At 52.2% G+C, this 22,269-nt stretch carries 23 protein-coding genes and 1 other annotated feature; all 23 genes read right to left on the reverse strand.

All coding sequences use genetic code 11. The features are described from left to right. Positions 1-14: 14 nt before the first annotated feature. The gene (gene ruvA, locus ACFVSO_RS09845; RefSeq protein WP_387472690.1) at positions 15-647 is read right to left on the reverse strand and encodes a Holliday junction branch migration protein RuvA; all 633 of its coding nucleotides are present in this window, start codon (positions 645-647) and stop codon (positions 15-17) included. Continuing rightward, a complete protein-coding gene (ruvC, locus tag ACFVSO_RS09850) occupies positions 644-1,147 on the reverse strand; it encodes a crossover junction endodeoxyribonuclease RuvC (RefSeq protein ID WP_387472692.1) in 504 nt (167 codons plus the stop codon). Before ruvC ends, ruvA begins: the two co-directional genes overlap by 4 nt. Before the next feature lie 216 nt (positions 1,148-1,363). Further along, positions 1,364-2,047, reverse strand: coding sequence for a BofC C-terminal domain-containing protein (locus tag ACFVSO_RS09855; protein WP_387472694.1), 684 nt, complete (start codon positions 2,045-2,047; stop codon positions 1,364-1,366). A 172-nt stretch (positions 2,048-2,219) separates the two neighbouring features. Beyond that, positions 2,220-4,850 (reverse strand): LysM peptidoglycan-binding domain-containing protein, encoded by a 2,631-nt coding sequence (locus ACFVSO_RS09860; RefSeq protein WP_387472696.1) that lies wholly within the window; start codon positions 4,848-4,850, stop codon positions 2,220-2,222. 758 nt (positions 4,851-5,608) lie between these two features. Next, positions 5,609-6,490, reverse strand: coding sequence for a branched-chain-amino-acid transaminase (ilvE, locus tag ACFVSO_RS09865; protein WP_387472698.1), 882 nt, complete (start codon positions 6,488-6,490; stop codon positions 5,609-5,611). A 39-nt stretch (positions 6,491-6,529) separates the two neighbouring features. Next, entirely contained in the window at positions 6,530-7,405 is an 876-nt protein-coding gene (gene pheA / locus ACFVSO_RS09870) for a prephenate dehydratase (protein ID WP_387472700.1), read from the reverse strand. Further along, the gene (gene thrB / locus ACFVSO_RS09875; RefSeq protein ID WP_387472702.1) at positions 7,402-8,388 is read right to left on the reverse strand and encodes a homoserine kinase; all 987 of its coding nucleotides are present in this window, start codon (positions 8,386-8,388) and stop codon (positions 7,402-7,404) included. The genes pheA and thrB overlap by 4 nt, the downstream gene beginning before the upstream one ends. A 4-nt stretch (positions 8,389-8,392) precedes the next feature. After that, positions 8,393-9,679 (reverse strand): homoserine dehydrogenase, encoded by a 1,287-nt coding sequence (locus ACFVSO_RS09880; protein WP_387472704.1) that lies wholly within the window; start codon positions 9,677-9,679, stop codon positions 8,393-8,395. A gap of 33 nt (positions 9,680-9,712) precedes the next feature. Further along, positions 9,713-10,150, reverse strand: a complete 438-nt coding sequence (locus tag ACFVSO_RS09885) for an ACT domain-containing protein (protein ID WP_387472706.1) — start codon at positions 10,148-10,150, stop codon at positions 9,713-9,715. 113 nt (positions 10,151-10,263) lie between these two features. Beyond that, positions 10,264-11,589, reverse strand: a complete 1,326-nt coding sequence (gene obgE, locus ACFVSO_RS09890) for a GTPase ObgE (RefSeq protein WP_387472708.1) — start codon at positions 11,587-11,589, stop codon at positions 10,264-10,266. 13 nt (positions 11,590-11,602) lie between these two features. Beyond that, positions 11,603-12,340 (reverse strand): Spo0B domain-containing protein, encoded by a 738-nt coding sequence (locus ACFVSO_RS09895; RefSeq protein ID WP_387472710.1) that lies wholly within the window; start codon positions 12,338-12,340, stop codon positions 11,603-11,605. Positions 12,341-12,566: 226 nt separating this feature from the next. Continuing rightward, positions 12,567-12,878: a 50S ribosomal protein L27 gene (rpmA, locus tag ACFVSO_RS09900; RefSeq protein WP_120107824.1), complete on the reverse strand. Its 312-nt coding sequence runs from the start codon at positions 12,876-12,878 to the stop codon at positions 12,567-12,569. A gap of 46 nt (positions 12,879-12,924) precedes the next feature. Further along, the gene (locus tag ACFVSO_RS09905; RefSeq protein WP_387472713.1) at positions 12,925-13,260 is read right to left on the reverse strand and encodes a ribosomal-processing cysteine protease Prp; all 336 of its coding nucleotides are present in this window, start codon (positions 13,258-13,260) and stop codon (positions 12,925-12,927) included. Between the two features lie 12 nt (positions 13,261-13,272). Further along, positions 13,273-13,584: a 50S ribosomal protein L21 gene (rplU, locus tag ACFVSO_RS09910; RefSeq protein ID WP_387472714.1), complete on the reverse strand. Its 312-nt coding sequence runs from the start codon at positions 13,582-13,584 to the stop codon at positions 13,273-13,275. Positions 13,585-13,598: 14 nt separating this feature from the next. Next, positions 13,599-13,687 (reverse strand) — a sequence feature (ribosomal protein L21 leader region). A gap of 100 nt (positions 13,688-13,787) precedes the next feature. Then, a complete protein-coding gene (locus ACFVSO_RS09915; protein ID WP_387472715.1) occupies positions 13,788-15,017 on the reverse strand; it encodes an Rne/Rng family ribonuclease in 1,230 nt (409 codons plus the stop codon). 35 nt (positions 15,018-15,052) lie between these two features. Continuing rightward, the gene (locus ACFVSO_RS09920; RefSeq protein WP_387472717.1) at positions 15,053-15,931 is read right to left on the reverse strand and encodes a M50 family metallopeptidase; all 879 of its coding nucleotides are present in this window, start codon (positions 15,929-15,931) and stop codon (positions 15,053-15,055) included. Beyond that, the gene (locus ACFVSO_RS09925) at positions 15,924-16,913 is read right to left on the reverse strand and encodes a peptidoglycan DD-metalloendopeptidase family protein (RefSeq protein WP_387472719.1); all 990 of its coding nucleotides are present in this window, start codon (positions 16,911-16,913) and stop codon (positions 15,924-15,926) included. The genes ACFVSO_RS09920 and ACFVSO_RS09925 overlap by 8 nt, the downstream gene beginning before the upstream one ends. 159 nt (positions 16,914-17,072) lie before the next feature. Then, complete coding sequence (locus ACFVSO_RS09930) at positions 17,073-18,224, reverse strand: FtsW/RodA/SpoVE family cell cycle protein (RefSeq protein WP_387472721.1); 1,152 nt, start codon at positions 18,222-18,224, stop codon at positions 17,073-17,075. 7 nt (positions 18,225-18,231) lie between these two features. Then, positions 18,232-19,023, reverse strand: a complete 792-nt coding sequence (gene minD, locus ACFVSO_RS09935; RefSeq protein WP_387472723.1) for a septum site-determining protein MinD — start codon at positions 19,021-19,023, stop codon at positions 18,232-18,234. A 3-nt stretch (positions 19,024-19,026) separates the two neighbouring features. Further along, a complete protein-coding gene (gene minC / locus ACFVSO_RS09940) occupies positions 19,027-19,671 on the reverse strand; it encodes a septum site-determining protein MinC (protein ID WP_387472881.1) in 645 nt (214 codons plus the stop codon). Positions 19,672-19,758: 87 nt separating this feature from the next. After that, complete coding sequence (gene mreD / locus ACFVSO_RS09945; RefSeq protein ID WP_387472725.1) at positions 19,759-20,283, reverse strand: rod shape-determining protein MreD; 525 nt, start codon at positions 20,281-20,283, stop codon at positions 19,759-19,761. Next, a complete protein-coding gene (gene mreC, locus ACFVSO_RS09950; RefSeq protein ID WP_387472727.1) occupies positions 20,280-21,143 on the reverse strand; it encodes a rod shape-determining protein MreC in 864 nt (287 codons plus the stop codon). The genes mreD and mreC overlap by 4 nt, the downstream gene beginning before the upstream one ends. Positions 21,144-21,204: 61 nt before the next feature. Then, positions 21,205-22,236 carry a rod shape-determining protein gene (locus ACFVSO_RS09955; protein ID WP_387472729.1) on the reverse strand — a complete coding sequence of 344 codons (1,032 nt, stop codon included), beginning with the start codon at positions 22,234-22,236 and terminating at the stop codon, positions 21,205-21,207. Positions 22,237-22,269 lie beyond the last annotated feature (33 nt).

The following is a 22,269-nucleotide window of genomic DNA, read 5'->3' on the forward strand; positions in this document are numbered from 1 at the left end:
ACCTCCTTCTTCCGTTACCCTTTGAACAATTGCTGCAAGGCCCGCTTCATAAGCGAGTCTACAGTGTCATCCGCTTTCACGCTATCCTGCAATCCATTCCAGGCCTTATCCAGCTCTGCGGCTGTATAGCCGAGCGCAGCCAGCCCCTCCCGGGCTTCCTTCCACGCCGTGCCTGCTCCTTGACCGTCGGCATCGCCTGCAAGCTCTGCTCCGAATCCGGCAGCGGTAAGCAAGCCTCCCTCCGGAACAGCAAAGAGCAGCTTGTCCTTAAGGTCCAGTATCATGCGCTGTGCCGTCTTCTTGCCAATGCCAGGCAGCTTGGTCAGCAGACCTATGTTCTCCTGCTGGATCGCCGAAACGACGGACTCCGGCTTGCCCGCAGACAATACCCCCAGCGCTACTCTTGGTCCAATGCCCGATACATCCAGCAGCTTGCGGAACAGCGTCTGTTGCTCCCTCGATTCGAATCCGAACAGCAGAATGGCATCCTCTCGCACATGATGGTGAATAAAGACCGTCACAGCTTCATCCTTGGCTGCAAAGGCATAAGGATTGGGGACGAACACTCGATAACCAATATCCCTGACATCCATTACAATGTATTCTGCTTCAATATGTACAACCGGCCCGCGCAAATAGTCGATCACGACCGCTTCACCTCGTTTATTTTCTGTGTCATGACAGCAGAGTGCGCGTGGCAGATTGCCACGGCAAGCGCATCCGCTACGTCGTCAGGCTTCGGAATAGCCGACAGCTTGAGGAACATCTTCACCATTTCCTGCACCTGCCTCTTCTCCGCCTTGCCATATCCGACGACCGACTGCTTCACTTGCAGCGGCGTATATTCCGCAACCGGCAATCCTCTCTGCGCGGCTGCCAATATGATGACGCCCCGCGCCTGGCCAACCGCAAACGCTGTCGTCACGTTGCGATTGAAGAACAGCTTCTCCACCGCGACGGCATCCGGTTTGTACCTGTCCATAAGCGCACTGGCTGACTCGTAAATTTGGACAAGCCTCTCCTCCGGCGGCGTATGCGCTTCTGTCGTAATGGCGCCGTACTGCACAGGCATGAGCTTATGTCCTGCTTTGTCTATAAATCCGAAACCCGCAATCGCAATACCCGGGTCAATTCCTAAAACGCGCAATTCGCCAACTCCCTACCAACCTATCAAACTAAATAAGACCTGTCTATTATTATAGCAAAACTTGCCGTGAATGAGAACGGACGTTTGATGTTTCTAATGAGTGATTACAGATTAAGAGTCTAGCCCACCAAATATAGACGCAACAAAAAACCTCTCTTCGCCAATCTCTAGAGAGGTTGTATTCTGTGGCAACGCCGCTTTTGCAGAGCTTGTCCGCTAATAAGCTTCTTTCATTGCTCTTTCGTCACGCTGAACAGCATAGTCGCTGAACGTCGACAATACACTGTTGTATTCATCGATATCATTAACCCGAATACCTTGATTCAGCAGATCCAGCTGCCGCTGAGGCAAGCTGCTCTCCATATAATGAATATCCAATTGAAAGAAGGTTCGCATCACCTTTTCTTCTTTTGGCATGCCGTCGAATAAGGAGAAATTCCCTCGCTTATCTACACCGAAATGCGCATGCTCCCGGCAATAATCCGAGATGTCCTCAATGCGGTGCACCAACATCACCGTTTCATTATCCTTTTGCAGCACCGCGTTCCATTCTGGATGATCCGACAGCAGCATCACGACCTCATGAGAGCTCAATTGTCCGATCGGCTCCGTTTCTTCTCCGCACACGTAAATGCGCTGCAGAACGACAGGAACGGCTTCTTTCCGTTTTTTCAAATACGGTATAATGGACGGCTCCATATTCATATATGCCGATTTCATCTCTATGTCTTGTTCGGCTTGTGAAATCCCCCATCTACCGTCCATTGCATGCGCCGATACAGGCATTACGGCAGTTGAAACGATCAGAATCCAGCATATGAGCCCGCCTAACGTCCAGAGCGGTCTGCGGTTTCTGCGCAGCCTTCGTTTCAATTGCTTCCACAGGCTGAATGTCATCATGAGGAAGCCCCCTTTATTACGTTTTCCGATAGTCTGCTCCAAAGTTGTATAATTATTCAAATCAAGTAGCGGATAGCAAAAAACCAAACCGATCGGTTGCTTCCTGATCGGTTTGGCTGTATTTCTAATATGCAGTTTTGCCGCTTCGAATTAAATGATCAGCTTAATGCTGCTAACGATTCAGCCACGGCCGGCTGCCGTTTTTTCTTTTCTTTTTGCTGCTGGGAGCAACGGTGCGAATGACCGCTTTTTTGCCTTTTTTGCGCGGCTTGCCGGATGCGGAATTTGTTTTGCCGGTCGTGCCCGTCAACTCATCCTCCCGCTTCCCTCCACAGCCGCAATCATCCTTTGATTTGCCTGCAGGCCCTACAGGCGCAGCGTTGTTCGCCCATCCGGGATACGGATAGCCGCTTGGGTAGCTGTTCAAGTAGGCGTTTGGGTTGCTATTCGGATAGCTGTTTGGATATCCAGCATATCCCGGCGGCGGGTACATAGCGGACAGAGCATGCGTGCTAGAGTATGGCGAAATGCCCGCGTTCGACGCGTTGGACATCGGCGAGAACATACCTGCGTTCGGTGCATTCGACATCGGTGAGATCATGCCTGTATTTGGCGCATTCGACATTGGCGAGATCATGCCTGCATTAGGGCCAAAGCTTGACGGGGATAAAGCTGTATTTTCGCCCATTCCATAATAGGAAGGATTACCGCCATGGCCCCAGTCTGGACCTGCCCCGTATGGCATAATGGATGAATTCGGATAGCTGGACATGAACGTTCCCGGCGGACAATCGTAAGGATACATCGGTTGTGTCTCCGAATATGGCGCCAGATTTGGCTCGGCATTTACACTGTAAGGCATTACGCTGTTCGGCATGGCATAGGGCTGAACATTCGGAGCATTGGCTTCCGGATAGTTCGGCAGGTCGTAAAGCGACATGACGTCAGAGGCCGGCATGCCGTATTGTTGGAACAGGTCGATGCTTTCCATATACTCGGAATTAGATGCTTGAATTTTCTTCTCTACCGGCTTTTCAATAGGCAGCGGTTTTTTACCGGCGTATGGCATCACTTTGGTCGCAGGCGCATTGGACAATGGACCGATATTGGCATTTGGACCAGCATTGGACGACAATGGCGCAATATTATCTGTGGACTGCGGCGCGATGTTCGAGGACATAGGGCCCATGTTACCCATGGATAGAGGCGCTACATTCGAAGACAGCGGACCTACGTTGCCACCAGACAGTGGAGCGATGTTCGATGACATCGGGCCCATGTTACCCATGGACTGCGGCGCAATGTTCGATGACATCGGGCCCATGTTACCCATGGACTGCGGCGCAATGTTCGATGACATCGGGCCCATGTTGCCCATGGACAGCGGTGCGATGTTCGATGACATCGGGCCCATGTTGCCCATGGACTCCGGCGCGTAGTTCGATGACATCGGGCCTACGTTGCCCATGGACTGCGGCGCGTAGTTCGATGACATCGGGCCCATGTTACCCATGGACAGCGGTGCGATGTTCGATGACATCGGGCCTACGTTGCCCATAGACTGCGGCGCGTAGTTCGATGACATCGGGCCCATGTTGCCCATGGACTCCGGCGCGTAGTTCGATGACATCGGGCCTACGTTGCCCATGGACTGTGGCGCGTAGTTCGATGACATCGGGCCTACGTTGCCCATAGACTGCGGCGCTATGTTCGATGACATAGGGCTCATGTTGCCCATGGACAGAGGTGCTACATTCGAGGATAACGGCGCAACCTTACCAGTACCTAACGGTGCTACTTTACCAGTGCCTAACGGCGCAGCTTTACCAGTACCTAACGGTGCCGCTTTTGAAGCCAGAGGAGCTACTTTTCCAGTAGCCATAGGCGCAATGTTACTGTTTGGCGCCATATTCGACGACAGCGGAGCAATATTACTGTTTGCAAGCGGTGCGATATTGTTTTCGGCTAAAGGACTTACATTAGATGATAATGGAGCTACTTTTCCAGTAGAGAGTGGCTCTTGTTTTTTCGCTGCAAGCGGTTCTATCTTCGTGGCCAGCGGCTCAACCTTCTTCGATGCCAGAGGCTCTACTTTTGTTGCGAGCGGCTCTACTTTCTTAGCAAGCGGCTCGACCTTTTTCTCTGCGACTGGCTCGACCTTTTTCTCTGCGACTGCCTCGACCTTTTTCTCTGCGACTGGCTCGACTTTGGCGGCAGGCGGCTTAGGAGCTGGAGCTGGCGGTACGGGAGAGACGATTGGAGCCGTCGGTTTTTTCTCCGTCACAGGAGCGGTATTTTTCTTCTCCGTAGCAAGGCCTGTGAACGTTTTGCCGACTACTGACGGGGCAGTAGACAATTTGCCTACAATGCCCTGAACGCCTTGCATAAGGGAAGACGGATGAAGCGGATGCGTTGGCGTTTTGCCGCCAGTGCTTTGTTGAGTCACGGTCGGCGGCACCTGCGCATCGGCTTTAGGTATGTTTACAACTTCTCCTGTCAGAAGCACGTTTGGGTTTTTGAGATGCGGGTTCGCATGAATCATCGTGGCCAGCGGAACACCCCAAGCCTTGGATAGCTTCCAAAGCGTATCTCCTTGTTTGACGACATGCTGATGCATGATATCCATTCCACTCACTCCATTCTGTGCAGTAGGGGTCGATGGAATCTTCAGCTTAGTACCTACCTCCAGCATATCCGGATTGGTTATGCCCGGATTGAGCTTCAAAATTTCTTCGAGCGGCACATTATACTTCTGACCGATAAAGTATAAGGTATCGCCACTTTTGACCATATGGATTCTCACTCGCCGATGACCTCCTGTCACGTTCTGAATAACTTGGCAAGGCTAATGCCCGTTATCAATCTCTACATCCTATGCAGATCATGGGCTGGTGTCTCCACTTTCTTGAAAAAATTAGTCTCGCGGCATAAGGAGACAGTTGGTAAGTTGAACGGACGAGAGTAAGTAGATGGGATGGTCTTATTTGAGCAAAAAGCGCGGCCTATGCCTGATTTAGGTCGGTCGAAGCGACTTGGAAGTCGTAGTAGGGATACAGCATTTACTTGAACCAGCCAAATGAAGAGAATCACATCGCTATATAACCCTAATTTGCCAAAAGCGCAGAGTGTTCGGAAACAGTGCTGCCAAGCAACACTAAATTGCTGAAAACGATGGAATGGGGGAAATAACGCCGCCTCAAACTACTAAATCTCAGAAGTCACGATAATCTCCGAAAGTAACTGATTACTGGTTTTAAGTCGGTCAGGCCGACTTAAAACTCGCAGGGCCGACGCAACGGGTATTTTAAGTCGATGATACCGACTTATTGCTCCGAAAATGGCTGATCACTAGTTTTAAATCGGTGAGGCCGACTTAAACTCGCAAAGCCGACGCATCGAGCATTTTAAGTCGATCAAATCGACTTACAAACCTCCCACGTACCGACCACACAGCGCTACATACGCAAAAACAACCCTTCACCGCATGCAGGAAGTCTTGTGCTTCGCGCACAAGCTTCTCTCCAATCGATCAAAGGGTTGGTTCTTATCTTAATATCCGGTCTACTCGTACACCTTTACGCCGTCAACCTTAACGATACTGCGGAATTCCTGCAGCAGATGGGTTGTGATGGGGCCGGCTTGTCCGGAGCCGATCTTGCGTCCGTCGACCTCGCGCACGGCGATAACCTCGGCGGCCGTTCCGGTGAAGAAGACTTCGTCGGCAATATAGACGTCATGCAGCGTAAACGGCTCTTCTTTCAGCTTGTAGCCGAGCTTGTCGCACAACTGCATAATCGCTCCGCGAGTGATGCCCTCCAGCGCTCCTACATAACAAGGCGGCGTATAGACGGTGCCGTTCTTAGTGATGAAGATATTATCGCTGGACCCTTCTGCGACATAACCTTGCGCATTCAGCATGATCGCTTCGCCGACGCCTGCCAGGTTAGCCTGGATTTTGACCAGTATATTATTCAGGTAGTTGAGCGATTTGATCTTCGGATTCAGCGCGTCCGGAATATTGCGGCGCTGCGACACCGAGACGGAGACTAACCCGTTCTTATAGGCCTCCTCCGGGTAGATCGACAGCTGTTCCACAATATTAATCACCCAAGCGGAGGGGCAGCGTCTCGGATCAAGTCCCAGGTTGCCCGGACCGCGAGAGACGACAAGCCGGATATAGCCGTCGCGCAGCTCATTGCGGCGGATGGTCTCAACGAGCGCCGCTTGCATCTCGCCCGAGGTTAGAGGTATGTCCAGCATAATGGATTTGGCGGAATCATAGAGCCTGTCCAAATGCTCTTTGCACTTAAAGATGTTGCCGTCGTAGATGCGAATGCCTTCGAAAATACCGTCACCGTACAAAAAGCCGTGATCGTACACCGATACCTTTGCATCTTCTTTCGTTACATATTCGCCGTTTAAGTAGATCCATTGCTGTGCCATACCTTACCATACACCTCCGAAAAAGTAGTCAGTTAGTCATTAAAGCAATTGCTCATACGAAAAACTAGGGTAGCAACCCAACACCCGAATCGAGCAGCCAATCGCTTCAATCTCTTCAAGCGCCGCTGGCAGCAGAACCGAATCCAGCGACATCTCAATTTCGATGTAGAAATAATAGTTGCCCAGCTTCTTCTTCGTCGGACGGGATTCAATCCGCGACAGGTTGATTCTCCGCCATGCGAAAGCGGACAATACTTGATGCAGCGCACCTGGATAGTCCTCAGGCAGCGTCACCAGAATACTGGTCTTGATGCGGTCCGACTTACGAGCGGTGTAAGGCTCGGAGCCAACCAGCATAAAGCGGGTATAGTTGTTGTCGTGATCGGTAATCTCCGTCGCAAGCATATCCAGCCCGTTATTCGCGGCGGCAATACGGGTGCCGATCGCCGCAATGCCTTCACCCGGATGATCGCGCACAATACGAACCGCCTCAGCCGTGCTGCTCACATGCTCCGTCTCCACATTCGGCATATGCTCTCTTAGAAATTGCAGGCATTGTGCCATAGCGACGGGGTGGCTGATCACTTTTTTGATGCGGGAGAAGTCCAGCTCTCCCGCGCCGTTCAACAGCTCCGACCGTCTGCTGATCAAATTCTGAATGGATGGATACACCCATTCCGCTTGCATAGGCAGATCGACTTCATGAACAAGCCAATCCATATGAAGGCTTACAGAACCCTCAATCGTGTTCTCTATAGGAATGACGCTATAATCGCTTATTCCAGTTACTGTCGAATTGAATACATCCGCTATGAGCCGATGATACTTCCACTCGACCCGGTCTTCACTGGCAAATAAATGTTTGGCCGCTTCATCCGATACGGAGCCGGCCGGCAACAAAGCTATCGTCTTCATGCTTTTACTTCTCCTTTAATTCGATCCAGCAGCGATTCTTGCCCGCTGCCGCTCGGTCCTTCCTCTATAGTGACAATAGGACCGCTTTTGCAAGGTGAAAGCCATAACGTCTCCGCATCGATGCCTTCCTTCGCAAGTGTCCCCTTGAGAAATGCTTCTAAACCCGCCTTGTCCGAGCTGTTCGCATCAACGAATGCGATCAGCGTCGGCCCCGCTCCGCTAAGCGCTGCGCCCAGCGCGCCAAAGTCGGCGGCGCGCTCCAATATCTCCGCCATGCCTGGAATAAGGGGTGCACGATAGGGCTGGTGCAGCCGATCCTGCATCGCATGGCGGATCAAGCCGAGCTCGCCGCTAGCGAGTGCTGCGACGAGCAGCGAGCTGCGGCCCACGTTGAATACCGCGTCGGCCATGGCAATCTGAGAAGGCAGCGCATGGCGCGCCTTCTCCGTCGCCAGTTGGAACGCTGGGATGGCTACCAGCGTCTGCAGCCGCTCATTCGGCTCGATCCGCACATGCTGCGCCTCCGAGCCGTCCCAAGCGGATACGACAATGCCGCCGAACAGCGAGGCGCCAACATTGTCGGGATGCCCTTCCAGTTCCGTTGCAAGCTGGAACAGCTTATGATCGCTGAGCGGACTGCCGATCAGCGCGTTGGCTGCGACAAGCGCGCCGACAATCGCCGAAGCGCTGCTGCCGAGACCGCGTGCAAGCGGAATATCGCTGTACATGGCGATACGCAGCTCCGGCAAATCCACGCCTGCTTCCTTGAAGACCAGTTGCGCCACCTTGTAGAGCAGATTGGATTTATCCTGAGGCAAGTCATCCATGCCGTCGCCATAATACTCAAATGTTGTCTCGCCTGTAGAAGATGCCGACATTTCAATCCAAGCGTACAGACCGAGCGCCATGCCGAGTGTATCGAAGCCGGGACCCAGATTAGCGGTGCTTGCAGGTACTTTTACAATAACTCTGCGATTATTCATCCGCTTAACCTTCCACCCTGTATACACTCTTCACTTTATGCACAACATCCAGCGATTCGAATGTGCCGAGCACCTTCTGGACCGCGGCTTTGCTCGCGTCATGTGTAATAATGATGATTTCTGCTTCCGGGTTCGTCGGGTTCGGCTGCTGAAGCACGGACTCCAGGCTTACTTCGGATTCCGCAAACACTTGCGTAATACGCGCGAGCACGCCTGCACGGTCGGCCACATGAAGCAGCATGAAATATTTCGAAGAAATCTGCTCGTCGGTTTTCAGCTTTGTTTCTTTGTACGCGATGCCGCTTTGCTTGCCGTTCACACCTAACTTCAAGTTTTTAACTACTGCGACCAAGTCCGCAACGATGGATGTTGCCGTCGGCATCTCACCCGCACCCGCTCCATAGAACATCGTCTCGCCAACCGCTTCGCCATAGACGTACACCGCATTAAACACGCCGTTGACGGACGCGATTGGATGCGAATGCTTCACCATTGTTGGCTGCACGCTGATGCTGATCAGGTCATCCTGACGCTCCGCGATACCGAGCAGCTTCAATTCATAGCCAAGACGCTTCGCATACAGGATATCCTCTTTACTAACCGCGGAGATGCCTTTGGCGGACACATCCTCAAGATTTACGTTGGTACGGAAGCCGAGCGTGGCCAGAATCGTCATCTTGCGGGCAGCGTCAAGACCTTCTACGTCGGATGTCGGATCAGATTCAGCATAACCAAGCGCTTGCGCTTCCTTCAGCACGTCGGCGTAGGCTGCACCCTCCTGGCTCATTTTCGTCAAGATATAGTTGGTTGTCCCGTTCACAATGCCCATAATTTTCGTAATGCGATCGGATGAGAAACCTTCCACAAGTGTACGCAGAATTGGAATGCCGCCTGCTACGCTTGCCTCATACAGCACATCGCAGTGATGCTCCTTCGCCTTGGCCAAAATTTCCGGACCATGCAGCGCCATCAAATCCTTGTTCGCCGTTACGACATGTTTGCCGAGCGCGAGCGCTTCAAGAATGTATTCCTTTGTTTGACCGATGCCGCCCATGACTTCAACAATTACATCAATATCCGGGTGGCGGATAACCTCCCACGGGTCCTCCGTCAGCTTATCTTGGGAAATCGAAATATTCCGCGACTTGCTCTTGTTTTGCACAAGCACCTTCTCGATGATAATGGACGACCCCACCTGGCTTTGCAAATCTTCCTGATGCGCCTCCACGATGCGTACGACGCCTGTCCCGACTGTTCCTAGTCCTAGCAAACCTACTTTTACCTGCTTCATATATTCCCTCCGTTGCCTATTAAATTATATTCGTTATCCTCGTCCGATAATGGACGCTTTGCGTACTCCCGATTGAAGGCGAAGCAGCTCCATCAGCTCAGTAGCATCACCTGCGACCTGAGAGACATCGATGGAAAGCACGACGTTGGCGAATCCCTGCAATGGAATGCTCTGATTCATCGTCAGCACATTGCCTTCCTGACTGGCTACCAGTGCAAGCACGCTCGATAGCACGCCGGACCGATGCTCCAAATCCATGGAGACGGTAATAATCCGCTCTCGCGCAATCTCATTCAACTCGTACACGCCATCCTTGTACTTATAGAAGGCGCTTCGGCTAAGGCCCGCGCGCTCTACGGCCTCGTGTACGGTCGCTGCGCTCCCGCTGCTGAGGAGCGACTTCACCAGTATGGTTTTCTGTATCGCTTCCGGCAAAATATCCTCCCGAACGACAAAATAGCGATCAGCCATCCCAGTCCTCCTCAAAAAGACAATTGTACACCTATAGTGGACATTATATCGAAATCCCGACGATGCGGCAATAGGCTGGAAAGAAAAAAGACGACTTTCGTCGTCTCTTCCGCTTAATCGTAAGGATTGTAGTCGCTGCCTTCAAAAAATTCAAAAGCAAAATCCGCTACACGCACCATATCTCCGTCCTTCGCTCCCGCTTTGCGGAGCGAGTCGTCTACGCCAAGCTTCCTCATAATACGGGCGAAGCGCATGACCGCATCGTAGGAGTTCAGGTTCATCCGCTTCATCATGCGGGTGATCCCTTCGCTCTCCACCACAAACACTTCGTCTTCGCGGTGGATGGTAAACGTAATATCTTCCTTCTTCTCATAGCTGTATACCTTACGCTCTTCGATGTCCTTCACTTCTTCAATCTCGGTCTGTACCGCGACTGTATCCAGCACATCGGCCGCCTTGTACAGCAGCTCCTGAATACCTTGTTTCGTCAGTGAAGAAATCGGCATGATCTCGTACACTCGCTCGCTGCCGGACTGCTCCAGCTGCTGCTTGAACAGCTCCAGCTGCTCAGCCGCCTCCGGCATGTCCATCTTGTTGGCTGCGATAATCTGTGGACGCTCCGCCAGCTTCTCATTGTAAAGCGACAGCTCCGCATTAATTTTCTGCCAGTCCTCGTAAGGATCGCGTCCTTCCGAAGCAGCCATGTCAATGACATGGATAATGACTCGCGTCCGTTCTACATGGCGCAGGAATTCGTGGCCAAGTCCAACGCCCTCATGAGCGCCTTCAATTAGCCCCGGCAAATCCGCCATAACGAAGCTGCGGCTGTCGCCTACATCGACTACGCCCAGATTCGGTGTAATCGTCGTGAAGTGATAGGCGCCAATCTTCGGCTTTGCGCCGGATACGACCGACAGCAGCGTGGACTTGCCAACGCTCGGGAAGCCGACGAGTCCGACATCCGCCATCACCTTCAGCTCCAGCACAACCCAGCGCTCCTGGCCTTCCTCTCCATTCTCGGAGATATAAGGCGCAGGGTTGGTCGCAGTCGCGAACCGGATGTTGCCGCGTCCTCCGCGTCCACCTTTTGCCACGACAACCTGTTGCCCATGACGCGTCAAATCCGCAATAATCTCGTTCGTGTCATCATCGACGATGACCGTACCCGGAGGTATGCGGACGATCGTATCATCGGCGCTCGCTCCGTGCATGCCTTTCACCTTGCCGCGTTCTCCACGCTGCGCTTTAAAGTGCTTCTGATACCGGAAGTCCATTAGCGTACGCAAGCCTTCATCCACGCGGAAGATCAGATCGCCGCCATGGCCGCCGTCACCGCCGGCCGGGCCGCCGTTCTCTACATATTTTTCGCGACGGAACGAGACGATCCCGTCTCCGCCGTCTCCGCCTTTTACAAAAATTTTCGCCTTATCGACAAACATGTCTTGCCTCCGTTCAGGCGCGCATTTCCGCCCTTAGCAGCACCTTGGAGAAGTTCTGCACGGAGCCGACAGGCTTCAGCGGCGCACCCTCCAACTGCTGTTTTATTTTTTGACTCCATTGTTGTTCATTCATCAGTTCGCCTTCATAATAAAACGAAGCATACAGCGCATCCTCATCCGCGCTCAATTCCAGCTTCAACACGGACAGAGTCGCACTGTCCGCCTTTACGGCGAACCGGTATGCATTAATAGTATGTATGATCGTTTCTGCAACAGCCTCTCCATCCAGAGACAGCTCGTTGAGATGAAGGTCTCCCTTTATATCCACTTCCAGTGCAAGCGAATTGGTAACAGTCCGGAAAGATTGGATAAAACTGATTAGTGAAGGTGAACCAAGCTTCGAGATGGCGCTTTCGGCAGCCATCCTTTCTCTTATTTTCTCCACATACCCGATCGTCTTATCCAGCTTGCCCATTCTAGTGTAGCCAAAAAGGACTTGCAGGTCGTTCATCCAATCGTGGCGATGATGATTCAAGGTGCGAATACCAGCATTCTGCATGGCTCCGATCGTTCTTGCGAGCCGCTCCTGATGTTCCTTGCGCTCCTCGCGAATCCAGATTGCCGCACAAGCGACAAGCCAGATGAGCAACAAGGCTGTCAGCCAGACTTTGCCCGGCCAGATCAATGTGGCGCTTCCCGGCAGCAAGATGGATGCCGCCGCGTAATGCTTCGCTGTCCTAAAGCGTCCCATTCGCAAGAACCTACCTTCACCCTAATGTACTAGCTCATCCAGTATACCATGGCTATCCAGCTTGGTCATCTCTTTAAATCACAAAAGCCCCGGGCCTAGCAATGCCGGCCGGGGCTTTATCGGAATACAAGTCGTATAGGTTTCGCACTTATACCGGGCTTCTATTCCGCCGCAAAACGTACGCTGTGCCGCCTAGAAGACGGCGCCAGCCGCTTACGTTTCTGTCTTAAGCTTCTACTGCCGCGGCTACTGGAGCCTGAGCAACAGGGTATACGCTCACTTTTTTGCGATCGCGTCCGAGGCGCTCGAACTTCACGACGCCGTCCACTTTTGCGTACAGTGTGTCGTCTTTGCCGATGCCCACGTTCGTGCCTGGGTGGATCTTCGTTCCGCGTTGACGGAACAGAATGCTTCCTCCAGTAACGACTTGACCGTCAGCACGCTTAGCGCCAAGGCGCTTGGAGCGGGAGTCGCGTCCGTTCTTCGTGGAACCTACACCTTTCTTCGATGCGAATAGCTGAAGATTCAGTTTCAACATGGTGTATCCCTCCTTCTTAAGTTGTTGCCTTGCCGGGTGGAGCCGCTTATTGCAGCCGCTCCTGTATAACGACGTGCTTGCCGTATGATGTAGCGATCGTCTCGAGCATAACCGCCATCGATTCAAGCAGCAGCTGCATACGGCCATCCGCTTCCGCATCGGGCAGAACCGGAATATCCGAAGACAGCCAGCCGTTCTTCATCGTGTACGGGAGCTCGAGCCCCGCCAATGTCTCAATTGCATTCACCGTGCCGACCGATACCGCCGACACGCCGGCGCAGACAATATCCTTGCCGGGCTTCGCATATTTAGCATGTCCTTCGACCGCAAATGATACGATGCGCTTGTCAGTCTCATTGCGTACAAACGTAACAGTAATCATAGAACAATCCTCTTACGCTTGGATTTTTCCGATTGTTACTTTTGTGTAAGGCTGACGATGACCTTGCTTACGACGGTAGTTCTTTTTGGCTTTGTATTTGTAAACGGTGATCTTTTGGCCTTTGCCGTGTTTCTCGACTTTGCCAGTTACCGTTGCGCCGGATACAACCGGAGCTCCTGTAACCAATCCGTCCTTGCCAGATACGGCCAGAACGCGATCGAACGTTACGTTTTCGCCTTCGTTGCCGTCCAGTTTCTCGATGTAGATAACATCGCCTTCCTGAACTTTGTATTGCTTGCCGCCAGTTTCGATAATTGCGAACATTGTGGTGCACCTCCTTATTTTCGAAGACTCGCCTGATGTAGGTGGCACACGGCCAAAGCCAGTGCGCTTATGTACCTGATCGGAGCGGTACCTGTACATTCGCACCTCAAGATACGGAACATACACCCAAACAGTTTATCACAACCGTCAATCTATTACAACCTATTTCCATTCTAATGATAGGAACGCCCTGCAAAGCCCAACTAACTGCCTCGTCCGCAGGTTTTGCATACGCCGTTCATCTGGCGGATCGCATTGTCTCTCGCCTTCTTGCGCGTCAGCTCCATCAGGCCAAGCCTTGTCCATCCGACGATGGTGCATTTGGTGCCGTCGCGTCTGGTCTCTTCTGTCATTTTGGACAAAATTTTACTTTTGCTGTCGTCCTGTTGCATATCGATAAAATCAATGACGACAATACCTCCAACATCCCGTACGCGAAGCAGTCTGGATATAAGCTCAGCCGCTTCCATGTTGGTGCGGAAGACGGTATCCTCCAGATTGTCCGTTCCCGTGTACTTGCCCGTATTGACATCAATGACAGTGAGCGCTTCCGTCTCTTCCCAGATCAGATAGCCGCCGTTTCTCATCGGAATGCGCCTGCCGAACGCTTCTTCGATCTGCGCAGAAACTCCGAAAGCCTGGAACAAACCGCCCGGATTCCCATCCGGCTCATATAAGCGCAGCCGTTCCTTAAGCGCAGGAGCCATGTCTGCCAGCAGCCGCGAAGCTTCGTCGAATCGCGACGGACCGTCGATCCATACTTCATCGATATCCAGCATGAGTGAATCGCGTACGACACGATGCATAAGTCCAGCTTCGCTGTGGAGCATTGCCGGCGCTTTTGCTTCGTCAGCACGCGCTTCTACTGCCCGCCACAGATCACGCAGCTTGCCCACGTCCGCATCAAGCGATTCTTCGCCCTCGCCTTCTGCCGCCGTTCGCATGATGATGCCCTCGTCATCACAGCGCAGACGCTCGCCAAGCATCCGCAGACGCTCTCTCTCCGCCTCGCTGTCGATCCGCTTGGATACACCAACGTAGCCCGCGCTCGGCATATAGACCAGCCATCTACCCGCCAAGTTGAAGTGTGTCGTTACACGCGCTCCCTTGCCACCGAGCGGGTCCTTCACGACCTGCACCACCAGCTCCTGCCCTGGCCATGCAATATCGGCAACCGCCGGCTTCTGCTTAGGCTGCTTGTCCGCATGAGGATGAAGCATATCATCGATGTACAAAAATGCGTTTTTGCCGAGCCCGATATCCACAAAAGCCGCTTCCATGCCCGGCAGTACATTTACGACCCTGCCCTTGTACACATTGCCGACGAGGCTTAAGCCACCGGATCTCTCCATAAAAAACTCGTCCAGACAGCCGTCCCGCAAAACAACCGTTTGCAGCGCATCCCCTTCAATATGCATCAGCAATTGTTTCATCCATACCGTCCCTCCCAGCAAGCCTTTTCTCTAGTTTAACTGAAAAGCTCGCTCACTGCACGATACGGGCTTAGTCCCGACAAACAGCCCTCTACGATCTTGCCCTCCGTAAGCACAAGCAAGCCCGGTGCAGCGGAATCCATCACATAGACAAGATGATAGCGCTCCCTGCTGAACAGCCTGGCGACGGATAGAATCGACTGTGTGCCGTTTACGATAAGCGGGCTGACAGACTTGCCTTGGTCTCCCGCTTCAGAGGCTGCGTTGCTGCGATGGGTAAGGAAGCGGTAGAACAAATAAGGGATATTGCGATGGTATGTCCAGTTCGAGAGTAATAGAAACACGCCGACAATAAAGAGATTGAGCTGAATGCCTCCCCCGCCGAGGAGGGGAAGAAAAGCGCTTATCAGCATGAAAGTACTGAATAACAGGCTTAAACGTGCGGACCAAATCAGCATCCGGTAATAATTCATCATATAGCTGAGAAGCGCTTGCAGCAGCTTCCCCCCGTCAAGCGGATAAATGGGCAGCAAATTGAACAAGGCAATCATCAGATTGGCCCCGCCCACATATTGAGCCCATGCCTCATCCCAGACACCCGTCGCGCCTAGTCCCCAGGCAAGCGCGCCCATCCATACGTTTTGCAGAGGTCCCGCGATAGCTACGATCGCGTCCTCTTTGGCCGATATGCCGCCTGCCTCCTCGACTTCCGCCACGCCGCCGAAGGGAAGAAGCTTCACTTCCCGGATGGTCCAGCCAAACCCTTTGGCAACGACGACATGGCCTAATTCATGAACCAATACAATAATAAAAAGCGTAAGCAGCTCGGCAAAATATCCCGTTATGGCGGATGCAAGCATCACGATTACGAATAAGGGATGAATCGACCAGCGTATGCCTCCCCATTTAATCAATCGGTATCACGTCCAGCGGGTCCATGTACCGGTCCTTCTGCTTCACCGCAAAATACAGGAAGCTATGGCCGTCATACCCGGCCGGCTGCAGCTTGCCGATCGTCTGTCCCGCTTCAATCCAATCATTGACGGCTACATTCACCGCTGCCAGCTTGCCGTATATAGTCGTCCGCTCATTGGCATGCTGGATCAATACGCTGTCCCCTTGCACCGAAACCTGAATGACCCTTCCCGTCTCTGCCGCCACGACAGCCGCCTCCGGGTCGCCCGCCAACTCCACGCCGTTCAGCAATTCGGCGAATGTCCGGACCACCGTCGCATTCTCTAAAGGCGAGACGACCGGCTGCTTCGGCTGACCGTCCACCAAAGTCGCCTGACCGCTACTGCCTCCGAATATCGGAATAAAGGATGGCGCCCCCGCAAATACATCTTTGTACCAAGTAGCCACAGAGGCAAAATCAATCTCACTCGTCATCGCTTCCGATACAAAAGCCTGGCCTTTTGCCGTCCAGGGATATTCGGTTTCAAACATCGCCCAGATCCCGCCAAATAATGCGACGGATACCGCAAATTTCCATGCCAGTTCTTTGCGAAATCTCCTCCACCCGCTTGATCCCGGTGGATCAAAGTCATCCGTATGCTGCGATTTCACGTAGCTTCGAGTCTCTCCCGACTGCCGTTCCTCATCCCAGGCAGCCCAAGGATTCGGATTTTGCTTCCATGCCAGCTCCGGATCAAGCGGTCTCGCCTTTCCTTTGCCAGAAGCGGAAGGATCAACAGCAGCCCGCAAGGTCTTGTCAGCGTTATGTCTCGCAACCGGTTCCTCTTGGTGCGTTGTACCGGCATCCATGTTGCTGCCTGGGCCGGAGTTCCATTCACTGGCTTGCTTATCCGGTCCATTGTCCGGTATCTCATTATAATGATGGAGCAGACTTCTAATTTTCTCATGTCTGCGCTGCTTCACGTCATCTCTAAGTCCCATGGCTTGTCCTCCCCGAATCGGCGACCGCTCCCGCTGCCGCCCAGATCTCTTCACTCATAATTATGAGAGGAAGGAGACAAGTATTCGCACTTGCGCTACACAAAAAAAGCATCGTCTGCCAGAGCGGAGCTCCAGCATCCAATGCTTGTTCTTCGACTATTAATTATCGGCCAGCTCATAAACTTCCTGATGCGCCTTTATGCTGAATACCAGCCCGATGGACAGCATATTGAGAAGCAGCGATGTGCCGCCATAACTGATGAATGGAAGCGTAATACCCGTAATTGGCATTAATCCGATCATCATGCCAATGTTCTGGAAGATTTGGAATACGAACATGGATACAACCCCGATGACAATGAATGAGGCTCGCCTGTCATAACACTTGAAGGCAATCATAATCATTCGATAGATCAACAGGAAATAAAGAAGCAACAGCACCGCCGCGCCCTGGAATCCGAACTCTTCCCCTATGACGACGAAAATCGAATCCGAATAGGTGTATGGAACGAATCCCCCGTTCTTCATATCGCCTTGCAGGAAGCCGTCGCCGTTTAAGCCGCCCGATCCGATCGCGATCTGCGCATTCAGCGACTGACGCCGCGCATCCGCGCTGGCTTCGCTTGGATTAATGAAGGTATTGATGCGTTCATACCAGTGCGTCTTCTTGTGTCCATCCAAATATTCTTTGATTTCCGTGTTGAAGCTGTTGAACAGAAAGACGAACAGCATAATGCTGCCTACGACAATCGCAAGTCCGATCGCGACATGCGTATATTTGATATTGCCGATCCACAACATGCCAATGACGATAACCAGATAGATGATGGCATTGCCAAGGTCAGGCTGTATCATAACGAGCAGGAACGGAAGGAATACAAAAGCTCCAATTGTGAGGATATCGTTCGTAAAGTTCAGCTTATCGCCCTGCCGCCTGCCCATAATGTAAGCAATACCGATAATCAGAATAATCTTCATCATTTCCGCTGGCTGGAAGTTGATCGACTCTCCGAGTCTGAACCATCCTTTGGCACCGTTAATCTCGGCTCCGAAGAAATAAACCAGGATGAGCAGCGCAACACCTATGCCGTAAAATACATACCAGAACTTCAGCACGATGCGGTAGTCGAACAGTACGGATACAATGGCGACGATAAAGCCAAGGCCGAAGAAAGCCAATTGCTTCATGTCATTATTGTGATACATCGGATTGTTGGCTGTCGCACTGTGGATTACAAGTGCGCTAATCCCCATCAGACAAGCTAGAATGATCAAGATGCCCCAATCCAGTTTTTTCAGTTTGTTAAGCACAAGGCAATCATCCTATTCCCAGGAACTTGCGGAACCGCTTGAAGGCACCCGCCTTTTCGTCCAGCACCATAAGCGGCACCATATCGCCCAGAATGCGGCGTGCAATATTGCGATAGGCGATCGCTGCCCTGGAAGCCGGATTCATGACGGTCGGCTCACCGCTATTGGCCGCTGAAATAACTTTATCATCATCCGGCACAATCCCCAATAAATCAATGGCTAATACTTGGCAGATCTCGTCAATATCAAGCATTTCCCCGTTCTTCACCATGGACTGGCGGATACGGTTAATAACAAGCTTGGACGGGATCTTATCACCCTCCAGCAAACCGATGACGCGGTCCGCATCGCGAACAGCGGCATTTTCCGGCGTTGTCACCACAATCGCGCGATCCGCTCCCGCAATCGCGTTGCGGAAACCATGCTCGATGCCTGCTGGGCAATCGATGATCACATAATCATGATCCTGCTTCAGCTCCTGCACCATATTCCGGATCTGATCCGGCTTGACGGAATCCTTATCCTTTGTCTGAGCAGCGGGGAGCATATACAGCTCATCGAACCGCTTGTCTTTGACAAGTGCTTGACTGAGGCGGCACCGTCCTTCCGCTACATCTACCAGATCATATATAATCCGATTCTCGAGGCCCATCACAACATCCAGGTTGCGAAGCCCGATATCGGTATCAATCAAACATACTTTTTTGCCTAGCAGCGCAAGCGCTGTTCCGATATTGGCTGAGGTCGTCGTTTTGCCTACTCCGCCTTTGCCCGATGTTACCACGATCGCTTCTCCCATGCTCTACACCCCTTTAAACATTATAGGATTATGCCTGATTCGGAATAATTGAGATAGCTTGTCGATTTGCATCTGTCCTTCTTCCAAATAAGCAAACTCCATCGCAGCGTCTCCGGTCAGCCATTCCTCCGGCGGTCTGCTTACGACATCCGCTATACGCAACTGTGTCGGCCTCATAAGTGACGTAGCAATGACGACATCCATCCGCCCCGCTACACCGGCATGAGCCATTCCCCGCAGCGCGCCCAGTACATAGATATCGCCCGTACACAACAAGGTACCGCCCGGATTCACGTCGCCGATCAGCAAGAGATCGCCGTCATGCTCCAGCGTCTGCCCCGAGCGCACGATAGACGTGATGACATGAAGTTTGGATGTGTTTGATGTATGGTCCAAAGGCTCCGGCAAATCTGACTCCATCGATCCGATGATGAGATTGCCTTGAGCTCGGATAATGCTTGCAAGCTGCTCCTTTTGCTCATCGGTAGCTATTCTCGAACCCAGCTTGACATGAATATGAACAAGCGGTCCGGTCAGCAACTGCTGGTGAGTCTTCTCCAGCTTATATTGCAATTCGGCTAGCAATGCATCGAATTCGCATTGATCATCGAGAAGGAACAATAGACCTTCCTTGACGCCTTTAATCATGATATGCTGCTTCTCGGTCACAACCGTCCCTCCCCAACCTAATGAATTCTTGCTGGCTATGCCGAATTCCTGCAATTGCAAGCAGGATTATTCATCGTCGCTATCAGGCAAAGCCTTGCTGCGGGATTCGAATATGCGTCTGACCGGAATATAGCAAGCAAGCGCGAACGCGAGTTGAAGAAACAAGCTTGGCAATATATGATTCAGCAGCGCCCATGCGTAGGCAGCATCGGTAATTCGGAATACTTTGTAGATATAGAACAATGCCGTGTCGTATACGATACAAGCAAAGCCGATGACCGTCAGCGCCATCATCACCGTCACGCGCTTGCGCTCCAGCAGCACGCCGGTAAAATAGCCGATCAGACCCATCATGAAGAAATGTCCGCCGATCAAATGCCCATAATAGATCAAATCCTGCAGCAAGCCAAAGCCCGCACCCAGCATTAATGCCTGGTGGCGATTGCCATAGAGAGCCGAATAAAGCACAATGACAAAAATAAAGTGCGGAATGATCCGATCCCCGAACCCGGCTGGAATAATCCACGGCATAATGGCGCCCTCAAGTAGGAATAGAAGCAGCATGAGGCCAACTATCCGATTCATGCTCATTCCTGCTCCTCCGGTGTCTCCGGCGGCTGAACGACGAATACCTCCGTCAAGTGATCGAAGCTGGCAGACAGCTTAACTGAGGCGGTATACGTCAGGCCAAAATCGCCGACCTGCTTCGTCTCCACAGTACCGACGCGGAGTCCGCGTGGATAGATGCCGCCAAGACCTGATGTAATGACGGTATCGCCGATCTCCATCTTGTCGGTCTCGGCAATCTTCGTCATGACCAGCATGCCGGTATCGCGGTTGTAGCTGCTTAAGATACCGAACGATTCATTCTCCCGTCCCTCAATCGTAGCGGCAATGGAATTAAACGTAATGGATACTTCATTCAGCTCGGTAATCGGCGTAATAGCAGCCGTATAAGGCGTGACAGAGCTGACCAAGCCGATCAGTCCGTCGACTGTCGTCACCGCCATATTCGGCTTAATGCCGTTTTTCGAGCCCAGATTAATGTTCATCGTACGATTGTTCGCATCGTTGTTGACCGATATAACCTGCGCGATCAAGTAATTATAGTTGTGCATCTGCTTCTGCTGCTCGGTGAAATTAAGCTCCCGTTGCAGCCGCTCATTATCCTTCTGAATGAAATTATATTTCACCTTGTCGCGGGCGTAAGCCGCCGCAGTCAGGCGAAGCTGTTCGTTCTCTTCATAGACTTGACGCAGTTTTGCGATATCCTCAAAGAAGCCCGCTATATAACCAGCGGGCTTGTAGAACCATTGCTGCACATAACCGGTTGTATCTTTTAGAAACTTCTCCGGCCAGGTCAGCTCCTTGCGATCACTTAATGAGAAGCCGATGATCGCAATGAACAATATCAATCCGATCATAAGCATGAATACTCGCTTATTCCTCATTAGATTAAACAGCCCGATCACCTGCCCATCCCTTATCCATTCCTGTTAATTGTAAACCGGCTTAGCGCTTGGAACGTCCCGAAGAGCCTCTGTTCTTGAACAAATGGATGTTATCGAGCGAACGCCCCGTTCCGATTGCCACGCAGTCCAGCGGATTCTCAGCTACGATAACCGGCATCCCCGTCTCACGCTGCAGCAGCTTGTCCATATTCCGTAGCAGAGCTCCGCCGCCTGTTAGCACAATCCCTCTATCCATAATGTCGGCGGACAGTTCCGGCGGACACTTCTCTAGCGTAATCTTGACCGCATCGACGATTGCATTAATCGTATCCGTCAGCGCATCCGTAATTTCATCCGATGTAATCGCGAGTGTTTTCGGAAGGCCCGATACCAGATCGCGGCCGCGAATCTCAAGCGTCTCCGGTTTGTCCAGCTGAAGCGCCGATCCGATCTCCATCTTGAGCTGCTCCGACGTTCTCTCGCCGATCATCAAATTATAGAGTCGCTTGATGTATTGAATAATCGCCTCATCCATCTCATCGCCCGCTACGCGGATCGAACGGCTAGTTACAATGCCGCCCAGCGAGATAACGGCAACCTCAGTCGTACCGCCGCCGATATCGACAACCATACTGCCAGTCGGCTCCCATACCGGAAGATCGGCTCCGATAGCCGCTGCGAACGGCTCCTCGATGATAAACGCTTCGCGCGCGCCTGCTTGCTTGGCTGCATCCTCTACCGCTCTCTGCTCGACAGCTGTAATACCGGAAGGCACACAGACCATCACGTTCGGATGACGCGGGAACAACGACCGCTGCTTCTGAGCGGAACGGATGAAATACTTGATCATCGTCGCCGTTGTATCGAAGTCTGCGATAACGCCGTCCTTCATCGGTCTGATCGCGCGGATGTTGCCCGGTGTTCTGCCGATCATTTTTTTGGCTTGTTCGCCAACCGCTTCGATTGTTTTTGTATCAGTACGCAGAGCCACCACCGATGGTTCTCTTACGACAATGCCTTTTCCTTTTACATAAACAAGAGTGTTTGCCGTACCCAAATCAATTCCCAAATCTTTCGAAAAGCTTCCAAACATGTTCTTGCTCCCTTCTCATTACGACAATCCCTT

It is taken from the genome of Paenibacillus sp. NPDC057967 (assembly GCF_042887015.1).
Lineage (GTDB): Bacteria > Bacillota > Bacilli > Paenibacillales > Paenibacillaceae > Pristimantibacillus.